Source organism: Rhizobium sp. BK377 (genome assembly GCF_014193935.1).
GTDB lineage: Bacteria > Pseudomonadota > Alphaproteobacteria > Rhizobiales > Rhizobiaceae > Rhizobium.
The window spans coordinates 289,534-301,733 of sequence record NZ_JACIAC010000001.1; the positions used below are offsets into that span (position 1 = coordinate 289,534).

Consider the following 12,200-nt stretch of genomic DNA (forward strand, 5'->3'; position numbering starts at 1 on the left):
AGTTGCCATCCGGCAATAGAGCTTCGTTATGCAGCCAGAGGCCGCTCGATTAATTCGGGTTCGTAACATCACAAAACGATCGAACCCGGACTTCCTTCGGGAAATCCGCGCCGATCGCAGGGAATGTCGCGAGTTGGCGCGGTTTAGCGGAATCAGTGCAAAAAAGCAACCGCTCCCGCCAAGTTTATTTTCAAAGCTTTAAAGCTCGGAAAGAATGCGTTCGATCTCGGTCGTAACCTGATCGATTTCGGCCATACCATCCACGGACTTCAGTTTGCCCTTGGCATAATAATAGCCGATCAGCGGTGAGGTTTCCTTGTAGTAGACCTCGAGACGCTTTGTCATGGTCTCGGCATTATCGTCGGGACGACGCTTGAAGTGGGTCGAACCGCACTTATCACAGACGCCTTCCTTGGCCGGGATCTTGTCCGAGTCGTGATAGACGGTGCCGCACTCGGCGCAGGAGTAACGACCTGCCACGCGGCGGACCAGCTCTTTGTCGTCGACACGGAATTCGATGACAACAGAGAGATCGAGACCCTTGGCCTTCAGCATCGCCTCCGTTGCATCTGCCTGCACGAGCGTGCGCGGGAAGCCGTCGAGGATGAAACCGTTGGCGCAATCGGGCTGATCGATTCGTTCGGAGACGATGGCATTGACAATCTCGTCCGAGACCAGGTTTCCGGCGTCCATGACAGCCTTGGCCCGCTTGCCGACTTCAGTACCGGCCTGAACGGCGGCGCGCAGCATATCACCCGTGGAAAGCTGCGGAATGCCGTGCTTTTCCACGATCCGCTGGGCCTGGGTCCCCTTACCCGCGCCCGGCGGCCCCAAAAGTATAAGTCTCATCGCCCCCTCTTTCCTCCACGCAGCTTCGATTTCTTGATCAGGCCTTCGTACTGCTGTGCGATCAGGTGGCCCTGGATCTGTGCCACCGTATCAAGAGTTACGCTAACCACGATCAAAAGCGAAGTCCCACCAAGGGATAATGGGATGCCGGTTTGCGACACCAGAATCTCCGGCAGAATGCAGACGAAGACGAGATAGATAGCGCCGATCACTGTGATACGGGTCAGCACATAGTCGATATATTCAGCGGTACGGTCGCCCGGACGAATGCCGGGGATGAAGCCGCCGTGCTTCTTCAGATTGTCGGCAGTGTCCTTCGGATTGAAGACGATGGCCGTATAGAAGAAGGCGAAGAAAGCAATCAGAGCTGCATAAAGCACCATGTAGAGCGGCTGGCCATGGCCGAGCGCTGCAACGATGGAGGTCGCCCAGGCGGGCATCGCCGTCGTGCTGGCAAAGCCTGCGAGCGTCGCCGGCAGAAGCAGCAGCGACGATGCAAAGATAGCCGGGATGACGCCCGAGGTGTTCAGCTTCAGTGGCAGGTGCGAGGTATCGCCCTGGAACATGCGGTTGCCGACCTGGCGCTTCGGATACTGGATGAGCAGACGGCGCTGTGCACGTTCAACGAAGACGATGACGGCAATGACGGCGATTGCGACGACGATGACGGCCAGGATGAGCGTCGTCGACAGCGCGCCAGTACGGCCGAGTTCCAGAGTACCGGCAAGAGCGGTCGGAAGACCGGCGGCAATGCCTGCGAAGATGATTAGCGAAATGCCGTTGCCGATGCCGCGCGAGGTGATCTGCTCACCGAGCCACATCAGGAACATGGTACCGCCGAGTAGCGTCAGAACGGTCGAAATCTTGAAGAACCAGCCCGGATCGACGACAAGGCCATTGCCGCTCTCGAGACCGACGGCAATGCCGTAAGCCTGGAGCGCGCCGAGGATGACCGTGCCGTAACGGGTGTACTGGTTGATGATCTTGCGGCCCTGCTCACCTTCCTTCTTCAGGTTTTCGAGCGCCGGAACGACTGAGGTCATAAGCTGCACGATGATCGAAGCGGAGATGTAGGGCATGATGCCGAGGGCGAAGATCGCCATGCGCTGTACAGCGCCGCCCGAGAACATGTTGAAGAGGCCGAGAATGCCTCCTGCCTGGCCCTGGAAGGCCTGGGCGTATGCCTGCGGATTGAGGCCCGGAAGCGGAATATGGGTACCCAGCCGGTAGACAAGGAGAGCTGCCAGTGTGAACCACAGGCGCTTCTTAAGATCCTCGGCTTTGGCGAAGGTCGAAAAATTGAGGTTTGAAGCCAGTTGTTCCGCTGCAGAAGCCATGCGTTTCTCCGCGCTACCAATTCCGGGCGCTCTCGAGTCGGCCGGCACCGGAATCAGTATGAATTTCTTTTAAAAACCGGGCTTCGGACGGATCGCTGGCGCAACCCTATGCCTCACCCTCGTTTTCAGTCTTACTGTCTCGACGCGGATGCGTCCAAGCAGGTTTTTGTGAGGCTCACATATGGGAGCAAAATCGCCCGGTGTGAAGCACCCCGGGCGATATATCATGAGTTTATTATTCTGCCGCTGCGGCAGAAAGAAGCGTTACCTTGCCGCCGGCCTTTTCGATCTTCTCGATGGCTGACTTGGAAGCGCCTGCAACTTCGAGCGTGAGCTTGGCCTTGAGCTCGCCATCGGCGAGAACGCGAACGCCATCCTTGGCGCGGCGGATGACGCCAGCGGCCTTCAGAGCAGCTGCATCAACGGTTGACTTCGCGTCGAGCTTGCCGGCATCGACGGCAGCCTGGATGCGTGCCAGCGATACGACGACGTAGTCGGCCGCGAAGATGTTGGTGAAGCCGCGCTTCGGCAGGCGACGGTAGATGGGCATCTGACCGCCTTCGAAGCCGTTGATGGCGACGCCCGAACGGGACTTCTGACCCTTTACACCGCGACCACCGGTCTTGCCGGAGCCCGAGCCGATACCGCGGCCGAGGCGCTTGCGGCTGTGGGTAGAGCCTTCGTTGTCTTTGATTTCATTGAGTTTCATGAGCGTTACTCCGGGCTCACTTCTCGTCGACGACGCGAACGAGATGCTGGACTGCACGGATCATGCCACGAACGGCCGGAGTATCTTCCAGCGTGCGGCGACGGTGCATTTTATTCAGTCCGAGACCGATCAGCGTGCGCTGCTGGACGTCCGGACGGCGAATCGGGCTGCCGATCTGTTCGATCGTAACAGTCTTCGCTTCAGCCTTCTTGGTAGCCTTGGCCATTGGTCAGCTCCTCTTATTCTTCAGAGGCGTTGCCAGAAGCGGCACGGCGAGCCTGGAGCGTAGCATACTTAATGCCGCGCTGGGCTGCGATGTCCTTCGGGTGAACCTGGTGCTTCAGAGCGTCGAAGGTAGCGCGAACCATGTTGTAGGGGTTCGACGAACCAGTCGACTTGGCGACGACGTCGTGGACGCCGAGCGTTTCGAAAACGGCGCGCATCGGACCACCGGCGATGATACCGGTACCGACCTTGGCCGAACGCAGCAGAACCTTGCCGGCGCCATGACGGCCATGAACGTCATGATGCAGCGTACGGCCGTCACGCAGCGGTACGAAAATCATGTCGCGCTTTGCGCTTTCGGTTGCCTTGCGGATAGCTTCCGGCACTTCGCGCGCCTTGCCATGACCGAAACCTACACGACCCTTCTGGTCGCCAACGACGACGAGAGCGGCGAAGCCGAAGCGACGGCCACCCTTAACAACCTTAGCGACGCGGTTGATCGCGACCAGCTTGTCGACGAATTCGCTATCGCGCTCTTCGCGGCTCTGGCGGTCTTCCCGCTGCGGCCTTCTTTCCTGTGCCATTGTCCTCTTCCTTTTTCTTTTCCGGGTGCAATCGGCAAACAAAATGAGGACCGCACCAGCTTCCCAAAGGGAACGATTTGCGGTCCAGTGACATCCGGCCGAAGACCAGAAAGGCTTCGGCCGGAAACTATTAGAAGGTCAGACCGCCTTCGCGGGCTGCATCTGCCAGGGCCTTGATACGGCCGTGATAGATGAAGGCGCCACGGTCGAATACGACCTCGGTAACGCCTGCCTTCGATGCGCGCTCTGCAACGAGCTTGCCAACGAGGGCAGCTGCTGCTGTGTCGGCACCGGTCTTCAGAGAACCGCGCAGATCCTTGTCGAGGGTCGATGCAGCGGCAAGCGTCTTGCCGGCAACATCGTCGATGATCTGTGCGTAGATGTTCTTCGACGAGCGATGAACCGACAGGCGCGGACGGCCATTGGCCACCGACTTGAGATGACGGCGCACGCGGTTGGCACGACGTGCAAGTGCTTCTTTCCTGCTAGCCATTTCGCGTGATCCTTACTTCTTCTTGCCTTCTTTGCGGACAATCCGCTCTTCGGCATACTTGACGCCCTTGCCCTTGTAGGGCTCCGGACCGCGGTATTCGCGGATCTCGGCGGCGACCTGACCGACCTGCTGCTTGTTGATGCCGGTGACGACGATTTCCGTCGGCTTCGGCACAGCGATCGTGATGCCCTGCGGCGGTTCATAGACCACGTCGTGGCTGAAACCGAGAGCCAGCTGCAGGTTCTTGCCCTGCAGCGAAGCGCGGTAACCAACGCCGTTGATTTCAAGCTTGCGCTCGAAGCCGTCCTTGACGCCCTTGAAGATGTTTTCGATCATCGTGCGGGACATGCCCCACTTCGAACGAGCTTCCTTCGTCTGGCTGATCGGCGCTACGACGACCGCATTGTTTTCGAGCTTCACGCTGATTTCGTCGTTTGCGACGAAAAACAACTCGCCCTTCGGGCCCTTAGCAGTAACCTTCTGGCCATCGACCGTAGCCGTGATCCCAGCAGGCACCTGAACGGGCTTCTTACCGATACGAGACATGTTTCAATCCTGTCTGTTCGCTATGGAGACCCTGCGCAGTCTTAGAAGACCGAGCAGAGAACCTCGCCACCAACGTTCTGTTCGCGAGCCTGGTGATCGGCCATCACGCCCTTCGGGGTCGAAAGGATGGTGATGCCGAGGCCGTTCGCGACCTGCGGAATGGACTTGACCGAGACATAAACCCGGCGGCCCGGCTTGGACACACGGCCGATCTCGCGGATCACCGATGCGCCTTCATAGTACTTGAGTTCGATATTGAGCTCGGACTTGCCGTTGCCGAAATCGACGACGGAATAGCCACGGATGTAACCTTCAGCCTGGAGCACATCGAGAACACGCGCACGGAGCTTGGAAGCAGGCGTCGAAACCGACGACTTGCGACGCGAAGCGCCGTTGCGGATACGGGTGAGCATATCGCCCAACGGATCAGTCATTGTCATCTAACCTGCTCCTTACCAGCTCGACTTGACGATGCCCGGCACCTTGCCGAGATTGCCCAGTTCGCGCAGCGCGATACGCGACATACGCAGTTTACGGTAGTAAGCGCGCGGACGACCGGACACTTCGCAACGGTTGCGAATGCGGGTCTTCGATCCGTCGCGCGGCAGGGATGCCAGCTTGATCGAGGCCTTGAACCGCTCTTCGATCGGAAGAGCCTGGTTCATGATGATCGCCTTCAGAGCTGCGCGCTTGGCAGCCTGGTTTGCGACCGTATTACGGCGGCGCTTGTTCTTTTCAACTGCGCTTGTCTTCGCCATGTCAGGTTCCTTTTCTACGCTCGTCGTTACGGTTACTGACGGAACGGGAAGCTGAACTCCGTGAGGAGCGCGCGAGCTTCGTCGTCGGTCGTTGCCGTCGTGCAAACGATGATGTCCATGCCCCACATCTGATCAACCTTGTCGTAGTTGATTTCTGGGAACACAATGTGCTCCTTGATGCCCATGGCGAAGTTGCCACGGCCGTCAAAGCTCTTCGGGTTCAGGCCGCGGAAGTCGCGAACGCGCGGAAGCGCGATGTTGACCAGGCGATCCAGGAACTCGTACATGCGGGCGCCGCGCAGGGTGACCTTCGCGCCGATCGGCATGTTTTCGCGGACCTTGAAGCCAGCGATAGAGTTACGTGCGCGGGTGATGACCGGCTTCTGGCCAGCGATGGCAGCCAGGTCGGCAGCAGCAACGGTCGGCTTCTTAGAATCAGCCGTCGCTTCGCCCACACCCATGTTGATAACGATCTTGTCGAGCTTCGGGATCATCATCTCGTTGGCGTAGGAGAACTTCTCCTGCATCGCCTTACGGATCCGCTCGACATATTCCTTCTTGAGCCGCGGCTCGTACTTTGCCTCAGCCATCGATCACTTCTCCCGAACGCTTAGCCACGCGGACCTTCTTGCCGTCAACAACCTTGAAGCCAACGCGGGTCGGCTTGCCGTCCTTGTCGACGATGGCGACGTTGGACAGATGGACCGAAGCTTCCTTCGAAATGATGCCGGCTTCCTGCGTCTGCGTCTGGCGCTGATGGCGCTTTACAACGTTTACGCCGCGCACCACGGCGCGATCTTCCTTCGGCAGGACCTGGAGGACTTCGCCAGTGCGGCCCTTGTCCTTACCAGCGAGCATGACGACCTTGTCGCCCTTACGAATCTTCTGCATCGTTCTCGCTCCTTACAGTACTTCGGGAGCCAGCGAGATGATCTTCATGTGGTTCTTTGCGCGAAGTTCGCGCGGAACCGGTCCGAAGATACGGGTGCCGATCGGCTCTTTCTTGTTGTCGATGAGGACTGCTGCGTTGGTATCGAAGCGGATGACAGAGCCATCCGGACGACGGATGTCTTTGGCGGTACGAACGACAACCGCCTTCATCACGTCACCCTTCTTTACACGGCCGCGCGGAATAGCTTCCTTGATCGAAACGACGATGACGTCGCCGATCGAGGCATACTTGCGCTTCGAGCCGCCCAGCACCTTGATGCACATGACACGACGTGCGCCGGAATTATCCGCGACGTCGAGGTTTGTTTGCATCTGAATCATATCAGGTCGCCTTCTTGTTCTTACCGGAATGGTTGGGCAAAGCCCCCTCTTCCGGCTTATGAAAATTGTCTACCGGCCGCTCGTCACAAGGACAGCGAAAACGCGGCAATAGCTTGAATAGCGCGGGGGTAGATCGTTGCCAGGGTGGTTTCCCAGATGGGACCTTCCGTGCGCTTAAAGCAAAAGAACGCCCGGCATTCGAGCGTTCCGACGCTGCTTCATACAGAAATTTCCGCGAGACGCAAGGCCTCGCGCAAAATTCTTACTTGGCTTGGGCGGCAACGACCGTCCAGCGCTTGTCCTTGGAGATCGGTGCGCACTCCTCGATGGAGACGATATCACCGATCTTGTACTGATTGTTTTCGTCGTGGGCCTTGTACTTCTTGGAACGACGAACGGTCTTCTGGAGCAGCGGGTGAGCGAAACGACGCTCAACGCGAACTACGACAGTCTTCTCGTTCTTGTCGCCAACGACGACGCCCTGCAAAATGCGCTTCGGCATGTTCTTCTTCCTTTACGCCTTTGCTTCCGCCGCCTTCTGGCGGGCAATGGTTTTCACGCGGGCGATATCCTTGCGGACTTCGTTGATGCGCGAGGTCTTTTCAAGCTGGTTCGTCGCCTTCTGGAAGCGCAGATTGAACTGCTCCTTCTTCAGGTCGGCGAGCTTGTCCTTGAGCTGGTCGGCCGTGAGGCCGCGTACTTCTTCGGCTTTCATCGTGCCTTCTCCTTACTCTGCGATGCGCTGTACAAAGCGCGTCTTGACCGAGAGCTTGGCCGAGCCGAGACGAAGCGCTTCACGCGCGATTTCCTCGGAGACACCATCGATCTCGAACATCATACGACCAGGCTTGACCTTGCATGCCCAGTATTCCACGGAACCCTTACCCTTACCCATACGGACTTCGGTAGGCTTTGCGGTTACCGGAACGTCCGGGAACACGCGGATCCAAACACGGCCGGCGCGCTTCATGTAACGCGTGATCGCGCGGCGGGCCGCTTCAATCTCGCGAGCATTAACGCGGTTGGGCTCCTGAGCCTTCAGGCCGAATTCACCGAAGGCAAGGTCGGAACCGCCCTTGGCAACGCCCTTGATGCGGCCCTTGAACTGCTTGCGGTACTTAGTACGCTTTGGCTGCAACATTTTCTTACTTCTCCGAGCTTATCTTTCGCCAGCGCTAATTACGCGTTGTCGCGTTCGCGGCGACGATCGCCACGGTCGCGTTCGCGGCTTGCCGGGCCCTGTGCGTCGCCTTCCAGCGCGCGGCGTTCGGAAGCCATCGGATCGTGCTCAAGGATTTCGCCCTTGAAGATCCAGACCTTGATGCCGCAGATACCGAATGCGGTTTCGGCTTCAGCCGTACCGTAGTCGATGTCAGCGCGCAGGGTATGCAGCGGAACGCGGCCTTCGCGGTACCATTCCGTACGAGCGATTTCCGCACCGCCGAGACGGCCGGCGCAGGTGATCTTGATGCCTTCGGCGCCAAGACGCATCGCGGACTGAACGGCGCGCTTCATGGCGCGACGGAAAGCCACGCGGCGCTCGAGCTGCTGGGCGATCGACTGAGCAACGAGCGTTGCGTCGATTTCCGGCTTGCGCACTTCAACGATGTTGAGGTGCGTTTCGGAGTTCGTCATGTCCGACAGCTTCTTGCGGAGCTTGTCGATGTCGGCGCCCTTGCGGCCGATGATCAGGCCCGGGCGGGCCGAGTGGATCGTGACGCGGCACTTCTTGTGCGGACGCTCGATGACCACCTTGGAGATACCGGCCTGCTTCAGTTCGCTCATGACGAACTTACGCATCTTCAGGTCTTCGTGCAGGAGCTGGCCATACTCGGCATTGTCCGCAAACCAGCGGCTATCCCAGGTACGGTTGATGCCAAGACGGAAACCAATCGGATTGATTTTCTGACCCATTATGCGGCCTCCTCTTGTGCCTGCACTTCACGAACGACGATCGTCAGGTGAGCGAACGGACGTTCGATCCGCGATGCGCGGCCACGGCCGCGAGCGTGGAAGCGCTTCATGACGATCGACTTGCCGACATAGGCCTCGGCGACGACGAGAGCGTCGACGTCGAGGTCATGATTGTTCTCAGCGTTGGCGATCGCAGATTCGAGCGTCTTCTTGACGGCGCCAGCGATACGCTTGCGGGAGAATTCCAGCTCAGCGAGTGCACGCTCGACCTTCTTGCCGCGGATAGCCGCGGCAACCAGGTTGAGCTTCTGTGGGCTGACGCGGAGCGTACGGGCGACTGCTTGCGCCTCGTTGTCCTTCAGCCGGCGTTCGGCTTTAGCCTTACCCATCGTTACTTCCTCTTTGCCTTCTTGTCCGCGCCGTGACCGTAATAGGTACGCGTCGGAGAGAATTCACCGAATTTGTGACCGACCATGTCTTCATTGACACTGACCGGAACATGCTTGCTGCCGTTGTAGACGCCGAAGGTGAGACCAACGAACTGCGGCAGGATCGTGGAGCGACGGCTCCAGATCTTGATTACTTCTGCACGTCCGCCTTCACGAACCTTCTCAGCCTTCTTGAGAAGATAGCCGTCAACAAACGGACCTTTCCATACTGAACGAGCCATTGAGGACTTCCTCTCTTACTTCTTACGCTGATGACGCGAGCGCATGATCATCTTGTCGGTCGACTTGTTCGACCGGGTGCGCTTGCCCTTGGTCGGCTTGCCCCACGGCGAAACCGGATGACGGCCGCCCGAGGTTCGGCCTTCACCACCGCCATGCGGATGGTCGACCGGGTTCATGACGACGCCGCGGTTATGCGGACGCTTGCCGCGCCAAACAGTACGACCGGCCTTGCCGTCGTTGATGTTGGCATGGTCAGGGTTCGACACCGCACCGATCGAAGCAAGGCAGGTGCCGTGCACGAGGCGCTGTTCGCCCGAGTTCAGGCGAAGGATCGCCATGCCCTGGTCACGGCCGACGAGCTGCGCGTAGGAACCGGCAGAGCGGGCAATCTGGCCGCCCTTGCCCGGCTTCATTTCCACGTTGTGGATGATGGAGCCGACCGGGATGTACTGCAGCGGCATCGTATTGCCGGGCTTGACGTCGACAGCCTTGTCGGAAGCGATGACCTTGTCGCCGGCAGCAAGACGCTGCGGAGCGAGGATGTAGGCCTGTTCGCCGTCGGAGTAGCGGACGAGCGCGATGTAAGCCGTGCGGTTCGGATCGTATTCGATACGCTCAACCGTGCCTTCAACGTCGAATTTGCGACGCTTGAAGTCGATGATGCGATAGGTACGCTTGTGACCGCCGCCGATGAAGCGGGCCGTGATGCGGCCGAGGTTGTTACGACCGCCGCTCTTGGTCAGACCTTCCGTCAGCGCCTTGACCGGCTTGCCCTTGTAGAGGCCCGAACGGTCGACGATGACCAGCTGGCGCTGGCTCGGGGTCGTCGGATTGAAAGTTTTCAATGCCATCTTTTTATTCCTCAGAGACCGGTGGAGACGTCGATCGTCTGGCCTTCAGCCAACGTCACGACAGCCTTCTTCACGTCCTGCTGCTTGCCGACAAAACCGCGGAAACGACGGGTCTTGCCCTTGCGCAGCAGAGTGTTGACAGCCGTAACCTTGACGCCGAAGAGCGCCTCGACCGCAGCCTTGATTTCCGGCTTCGTCGCCTTCTTGGCGACATTGAAAACAACCTGGTTGTTTTCCGATACCAGCGTGGACTTTTCGGTGATCGCAGGAGAAACGATCACATCGTAGTGGCGGAGATCGGTCACTTGAATCGCTCCTCTAGCGCTTCAACGGCAGCCTTGGAAAGCACGAGCTTGCCGCGGCGGACGATGTCGTAAACGTTGATGCCCTGGATCGGCAGAACATCGATGTTGGGGATGTTCTGGGCAGCGAGCTTGAAGTTACCGTCGAGCTCGGCGCCGCCGATGAAGAGGGCGTTGGTGAGGCCCAGCGTTGCGAATACGCCGGCCAGAGCCTTGGTCTTTGCTTCGTTGGCGACCAGATCATCGATGATGATCAGTTCGTCTGCCTTGATCTTAGCGGACAGCGCATGACGCAGGCCAAGTGCACGAACCTTCTTGGGAAGGTCATGTTCGTGGCTGCGAGCAACCGGGCCGTGAGCCTTACCACCGCCGCGGAACTGCGGAGCACGAGCCGAATGGTGACGAGCGCGGCCCGTACCCTTCTGCTTGTACATCTTGGCGCCGGTGCGCCAGACGTCGGCGCGGCCCTTTGCCTGGTGCGTGCCCTGCTGCTTCTTGGCAAGCTGCCAGCGGATAACGCGGGCGAGAATATCTTCACGGGGCTCAAGGCCGAAAATCGCTTCCGAAAGGGAAACCTTCCCAGCGTCTTTTCCCTCGAGGGTCTTGACGTTCAATTCCATTGGTCTGGCTCCCTTACTTCGCGGCCGACTTGACGGCGTCGCGCACGATGATCCAGGCACCCTTGGAACCGGGTACTGCACCCTTAATCAGGATCAGACCGCGATCTTCATCGGTCGAAACCACTTCAAGGTTCTGCGTCGTCACGCGCGTCTGGCCCATGTGACCAGCCATCTTCTTATTCTTGAAAACCTTGCCCGGATCCTGGCGCGAACCCGTCGAACCATGCGAACGGTGCGAAACGGACACACCGTGCGTGGCGCGAAGACCGCCGAAACCATGGCGCTTCATAGCGCCGGCAAAACCCTTACCGATCGTCGTGCCGGTGACATCGACGAGCTGGCCCGCAGCAAAGTGGCCGGCCTTGAGTTCGGTACCAACATCAAGCAGATGGTCCTCCGAAACGCGGAATTCCTGAAGCTTGGCCTTGGGCTCAACATTAGCGACGGCAAAGTTGCCGCGCATGGCCTTAGACGTGTTCTTTACCTTGGCCTGGCCAGCACCGAGCTGAAGCGCGGTATAGCCATTCTTTTCTACGGTGCGCTGGGCCACAACCTGGCAGCCATCCAAACGCAGTACCGTTACAGGGACATGCTCGCCGGCGTCGTTGTAGACGCGGGTCATTCCCACCTTCTGTGCAATCACACCTGAACGCATCGGTTCAATCCTTCCAACTCAGCTCGAGCAAGCTCAGAGCTTGATCTCAACATCGACACCGGCGGCGAGATCGAGCTTCATCAGCGCGTCTACCGTCTGCGGGGTCGGGTCTACGATGTCGAGCAGGCGCTTATGCGTGCGCATCTCGAACTGTTCGCGGCTCTTCTTGTCGATGTGCGGGGACCGGTTAACCGTAAACTTCTCGATGCGGGTCGGAAGCGGAACGGGGCCCCGGACGCTTGCACCGGTGCGCTTCGCCGTCGACACGATCTCGCGCGTGGAAGCATCGAGAATCCGGTGATCGAACGCCTTCAGGCGAATGCGGATATTTTGGCCGTTCATTCGACGTTATCCTTGTGTTTGTTTTCCGCATGTCTTTGGACAAGACACGGGTTTTTCTTTCTTCCTAAGGCG

General features: G+C 58.9%; 23 protein-coding genes. All 23 read right to left on the bottom strand.

Going from position 1 to position 12,200, the window contains the following annotated elements:
* Positions 1 to 198 precede the first annotated feature (198 nt).
* On the bottom strand, positions 199 to 849 hold the full coding sequence (locus tag FHT92_RS01450) for an adenylate kinase (protein ID WP_183743764.1): 651 nt from the start codon (positions 847 to 849) through the stop codon (positions 199 to 201).
* Positions 846 to 2,186 carry a preprotein translocase subunit SecY gene (gene secY, locus FHT92_RS01455; protein WP_183743766.1) on the bottom strand — a complete coding sequence of 447 codons (1,341 nt, stop codon included), beginning with the start codon at positions 2,184 to 2,186 and terminating at the stop codon, positions 846 to 848. The genes FHT92_RS01450 and secY overlap by 4 nt, the downstream gene beginning before the upstream one ends.
* Before the next feature lie 235 nt (positions 2,187 to 2,421).
* The gene (gene rplO, locus FHT92_RS01460) at positions 2,422 to 2,895 is read right to left on the bottom strand and encodes a 50S ribosomal protein L15 (RefSeq protein WP_183743768.1); all 474 of its coding nucleotides are present in this window, start codon (positions 2,893 to 2,895) and stop codon (positions 2,422 to 2,424) included.
* 16 nt (positions 2,896 to 2,911) lie between these two features.
* A complete protein-coding gene (gene rpmD, locus FHT92_RS01465) occupies positions 2,912 to 3,121 on the bottom strand; it encodes a 50S ribosomal protein L30 (RefSeq protein ID WP_007812887.1) in 210 nt (69 codons plus the stop codon).
* A gap of 13 nt (positions 3,122 to 3,134) precedes the next feature.
* Positions 3,135 to 3,704 carry a 30S ribosomal protein S5 gene (gene rpsE, locus FHT92_RS01470; RefSeq protein ID WP_112572295.1) on the bottom strand — a complete coding sequence of 190 codons (570 nt, stop codon included), beginning with the start codon at positions 3,702 to 3,704 and terminating at the stop codon, positions 3,135 to 3,137.
* Between the two features lie 130 nt (positions 3,705 to 3,834).
* Positions 3,835 to 4,197 (bottom strand): 50S ribosomal protein L18, encoded by a 363-nt coding sequence (gene rplR / locus FHT92_RS01475; RefSeq protein WP_097593488.1) that lies wholly within the window; start codon positions 4,195 to 4,197, stop codon positions 3,835 to 3,837.
* Between the two features lie 12 nt (positions 4,198 to 4,209).
* On the bottom strand, positions 4,210 to 4,743 hold the full coding sequence (rplF, locus tag FHT92_RS01480) for a 50S ribosomal protein L6 (RefSeq protein ID WP_018115513.1): 534 nt from the start codon (positions 4,741 to 4,743) through the stop codon (positions 4,210 to 4,212).
* A gap of 41 nt (positions 4,744 to 4,784) precedes the next feature.
* Positions 4,785 to 5,183, bottom strand: a complete 399-nt coding sequence (rpsH, locus tag FHT92_RS01485) for a 30S ribosomal protein S8 (protein WP_112572299.1) — start codon at positions 5,181 to 5,183, stop codon at positions 4,785 to 4,787.
* Between the two features lie 12 nt (positions 5,184 to 5,195).
* On the bottom strand, positions 5,196 to 5,501 hold the full coding sequence (rpsN, locus tag FHT92_RS01490) for a 30S ribosomal protein S14 (protein WP_018115514.1): 306 nt from the start codon (positions 5,499 to 5,501) through the stop codon (positions 5,196 to 5,198).
* 32 nt (positions 5,502 to 5,533) lie between these two features.
* Positions 5,534 to 6,091, bottom strand: a complete 558-nt coding sequence (gene rplE, locus FHT92_RS01495) for a 50S ribosomal protein L5 (RefSeq protein ID WP_007812878.1) — start codon at positions 6,089 to 6,091, stop codon at positions 5,534 to 5,536.
* Positions 6,084 to 6,392, bottom strand: a complete 309-nt coding sequence (gene rplX, locus FHT92_RS01500; RefSeq protein WP_183743772.1) for a 50S ribosomal protein L24 — start codon at positions 6,390 to 6,392, stop codon at positions 6,084 to 6,086. Before rplX ends, rplE begins: the two co-directional genes overlap by 8 nt.
* A gap of 12 nt (positions 6,393 to 6,404) precedes the next feature.
* Positions 6,405 to 6,773, bottom strand: a complete 369-nt coding sequence (gene rplN, locus FHT92_RS01505) for a 50S ribosomal protein L14 (RefSeq protein WP_003573790.1) — start codon at positions 6,771 to 6,773, stop codon at positions 6,405 to 6,407.
* 262 nt (positions 6,774 to 7,035) lie between these two features.
* A complete protein-coding gene (gene rpsQ, locus FHT92_RS01510; protein WP_018115517.1) occupies positions 7,036 to 7,275 on the bottom strand; it encodes a 30S ribosomal protein S17 in 240 nt (79 codons plus the stop codon).
* 12 nt (positions 7,276 to 7,287) lie between these two features.
* Positions 7,288 to 7,488, bottom strand: coding sequence for a 50S ribosomal protein L29 (gene rpmC / locus FHT92_RS01515; RefSeq protein WP_018115518.1), 201 nt, complete (start codon positions 7,486 to 7,488; stop codon positions 7,288 to 7,290).
* Between the two features lie 12 nt (positions 7,489 to 7,500).
* The gene (rplP, locus tag FHT92_RS01520; protein ID WP_003573792.1) at positions 7,501 to 7,914 is read right to left on the bottom strand and encodes a 50S ribosomal protein L16; all 414 of its coding nucleotides are present in this window, start codon (positions 7,912 to 7,914) and stop codon (positions 7,501 to 7,503) included.
* A 38-nt stretch (positions 7,915 to 7,952) separates the two neighbouring features.
* Positions 7,953 to 8,687: a 30S ribosomal protein S3 gene (gene rpsC, locus FHT92_RS01525; RefSeq protein ID WP_112572305.1), complete on the bottom strand. Its 735-nt coding sequence runs from the start codon at positions 8,685 to 8,687 to the stop codon at positions 7,953 to 7,955.
* The gene (gene rplV / locus FHT92_RS01530) at positions 8,687 to 9,076 is read right to left on the bottom strand and encodes a 50S ribosomal protein L22 (protein WP_007812866.1); all 390 of its coding nucleotides are present in this window, start codon (positions 9,074 to 9,076) and stop codon (positions 8,687 to 8,689) included. The genes rpsC and rplV overlap by 1 nt, the downstream gene beginning before the upstream one ends.
* 2 nt (positions 9,077 to 9,078) lie before the next feature.
* Positions 9,079 to 9,357, bottom strand: coding sequence for a 30S ribosomal protein S19 (rpsS, locus tag FHT92_RS01535; protein ID WP_007531666.1), 279 nt, complete (start codon positions 9,355 to 9,357; stop codon positions 9,079 to 9,081).
* A 15-nt stretch (positions 9,358 to 9,372) separates the two neighbouring features.
* Positions 9,373 to 10,209, bottom strand: a complete 837-nt coding sequence (gene rplB, locus FHT92_RS01540) for a 50S ribosomal protein L2 (RefSeq protein ID WP_183743774.1) — start codon at positions 10,207 to 10,209, stop codon at positions 9,373 to 9,375.
* 11 nt (positions 10,210 to 10,220) lie between these two features.
* Positions 10,221 to 10,514, bottom strand: coding sequence for a 50S ribosomal protein L23 (locus tag FHT92_RS01545; protein WP_007812862.1), 294 nt, complete (start codon positions 10,512 to 10,514; stop codon positions 10,221 to 10,223).
* Positions 10,511 to 11,131 (bottom strand): 50S ribosomal protein L4, encoded by a 621-nt coding sequence (gene rplD / locus FHT92_RS01550; RefSeq protein ID WP_007812861.1) that lies wholly within the window; start codon positions 11,129 to 11,131, stop codon positions 10,511 to 10,513. Before rplD ends, FHT92_RS01545 begins: the two co-directional genes overlap by 4 nt.
* Positions 11,132 to 11,144: 13 nt before the next feature.
* The gene (rplC, locus tag FHT92_RS01555) at positions 11,145 to 11,786 is read right to left on the bottom strand and encodes a 50S ribosomal protein L3 (protein WP_183743776.1); all 642 of its coding nucleotides are present in this window, start codon (positions 11,784 to 11,786) and stop codon (positions 11,145 to 11,147) included.
* 33 nt (positions 11,787 to 11,819) lie between these two features.
* Positions 11,820 to 12,128 (bottom strand): 30S ribosomal protein S10, encoded by a 309-nt coding sequence (gene rpsJ, locus FHT92_RS01560; protein ID WP_003547547.1) that lies wholly within the window; start codon positions 12,126 to 12,128, stop codon positions 11,820 to 11,822.
* Positions 12,129 to 12,200: the final 72 nt, after the last annotated feature.

Coding starts and splice junctions, on each gene's coding strand:
- FHT92_RS01450 (WP_183743764.1), bottom strand. CDS start 849: ATGAGACTTATACTTTTGGGGCCGCCGGGCGCGGGTAAGGGGACCCAG.
- secY (WP_183743766.1), bottom strand. CDS start 2,186: ATGGCTTCTGCAGCGGAACAACTGGCTTCAAACCTCAATTTTTCGACC.
- rplO (WP_183743768.1), bottom strand. CDS start 2,895: ATGAAACTCAATGAAATCAAAGACAACGAAGGCTCTACCCACAGCCGC.
- rpmD (WP_007812887.1), bottom strand. CDS start 3,121: ATGGCCAAGGCTACCAAGAAGGCTGAAGCGAAGACTGTTACGATCGAA.
- rpsE (WP_112572295.1), bottom strand. CDS start 3,704: ATGGCACAGGAAAGAAGGCCGCAGCGGGAAGACCGCCAGAGCCGCGAA.
- rplR (WP_097593488.1), bottom strand. CDS start 4,197: ATGGCTAGCAGGAAAGAAGCACTTGCACGTCGTGCCAACCGCGTGCGC.
- rplF (WP_018115513.1), bottom strand. CDS start 4,743: ATGTCTCGTATCGGTAAGAAGCCCGTTCAGGTGCCTGCTGGGATCACG.
- rpsH (WP_112572299.1), bottom strand. CDS start 5,183: ATGACAATGACTGATCCGTTGGGCGATATGCTCACCCGTATCCGCAAC.
- rpsN (WP_018115514.1), bottom strand. CDS start 5,501: ATGGCGAAGACAAGCGCAGTTGAAAAGAACAAGCGCCGCCGTAATACG.
- rplE (WP_007812878.1), bottom strand. CDS start 6,091: ATGGCTGAGGCAAAGTACGAGCCGCGGCTCAAGAAGGAATATGTCGAG.
- rplX (WP_183743772.1), bottom strand. CDS start 6,392: ATGCAGAAGATTCGTAAGGGCGACAAGGTCGTCATGCTCGCTGGTAAG.
- rplN (WP_003573790.1), bottom strand. CDS start 6,773: ATGATTCAGATGCAAACAAACCTCGACGTCGCGGATAATTCCGGCGCA.
- rpsQ (WP_018115517.1), bottom strand. CDS start 7,275: ATGCCGAAGCGCATTTTGCAGGGCGTCGTCGTTGGCGACAAGAACGAG.
- rpmC (WP_018115518.1), bottom strand. CDS start 7,488: ATGAAAGCCGAAGAAGTACGCGGCCTCACGGCCGACCAGCTCAAGGAC.
- rplP (WP_003573792.1), bottom strand. CDS start 7,914: ATGTTGCAGCCAAAGCGTACTAAGTACCGCAAGCAGTTCAAGGGCCGC.
- rpsC (WP_112572305.1), bottom strand. CDS start 8,687: ATGGGTCAGAAAATCAATCCGATTGGTTTCCGTCTTGGCATCAACCGT.
- rplV (WP_007812866.1), bottom strand. CDS start 9,076: ATGGGTAAGGCTAAAGCCGAACGCCGGCTGAAGGACAACGAGGCGCAA.
- rpsS (WP_007531666.1), bottom strand. CDS start 9,357: ATGGCTCGTTCAGTATGGAAAGGTCCGTTTGTTGACGGCTATCTTCTC.
- rplB (WP_183743774.1), bottom strand. CDS start 10,209: ATGGCATTGAAAACTTTCAATCCGACGACCCCGAGCCAGCGCCAGCTG.
- rplD (WP_007812861.1), bottom strand. CDS start 11,131: ATGGAATTGAACGTCAAGACCCTCGAGGGAAAAGACGCTGGGAAGGTT.
- rplC (WP_183743776.1), bottom strand. CDS start 11,786: ATGCGTTCAGGTGTGATTGCACAGAAGGTGGGAATGACCCGCGTCTAC.
- rpsJ (WP_003547547.1), bottom strand. CDS start 12,128: ATGAACGGCCAAAATATCCGCATTCGCCTGAAGGCGTTCGATCACCGG.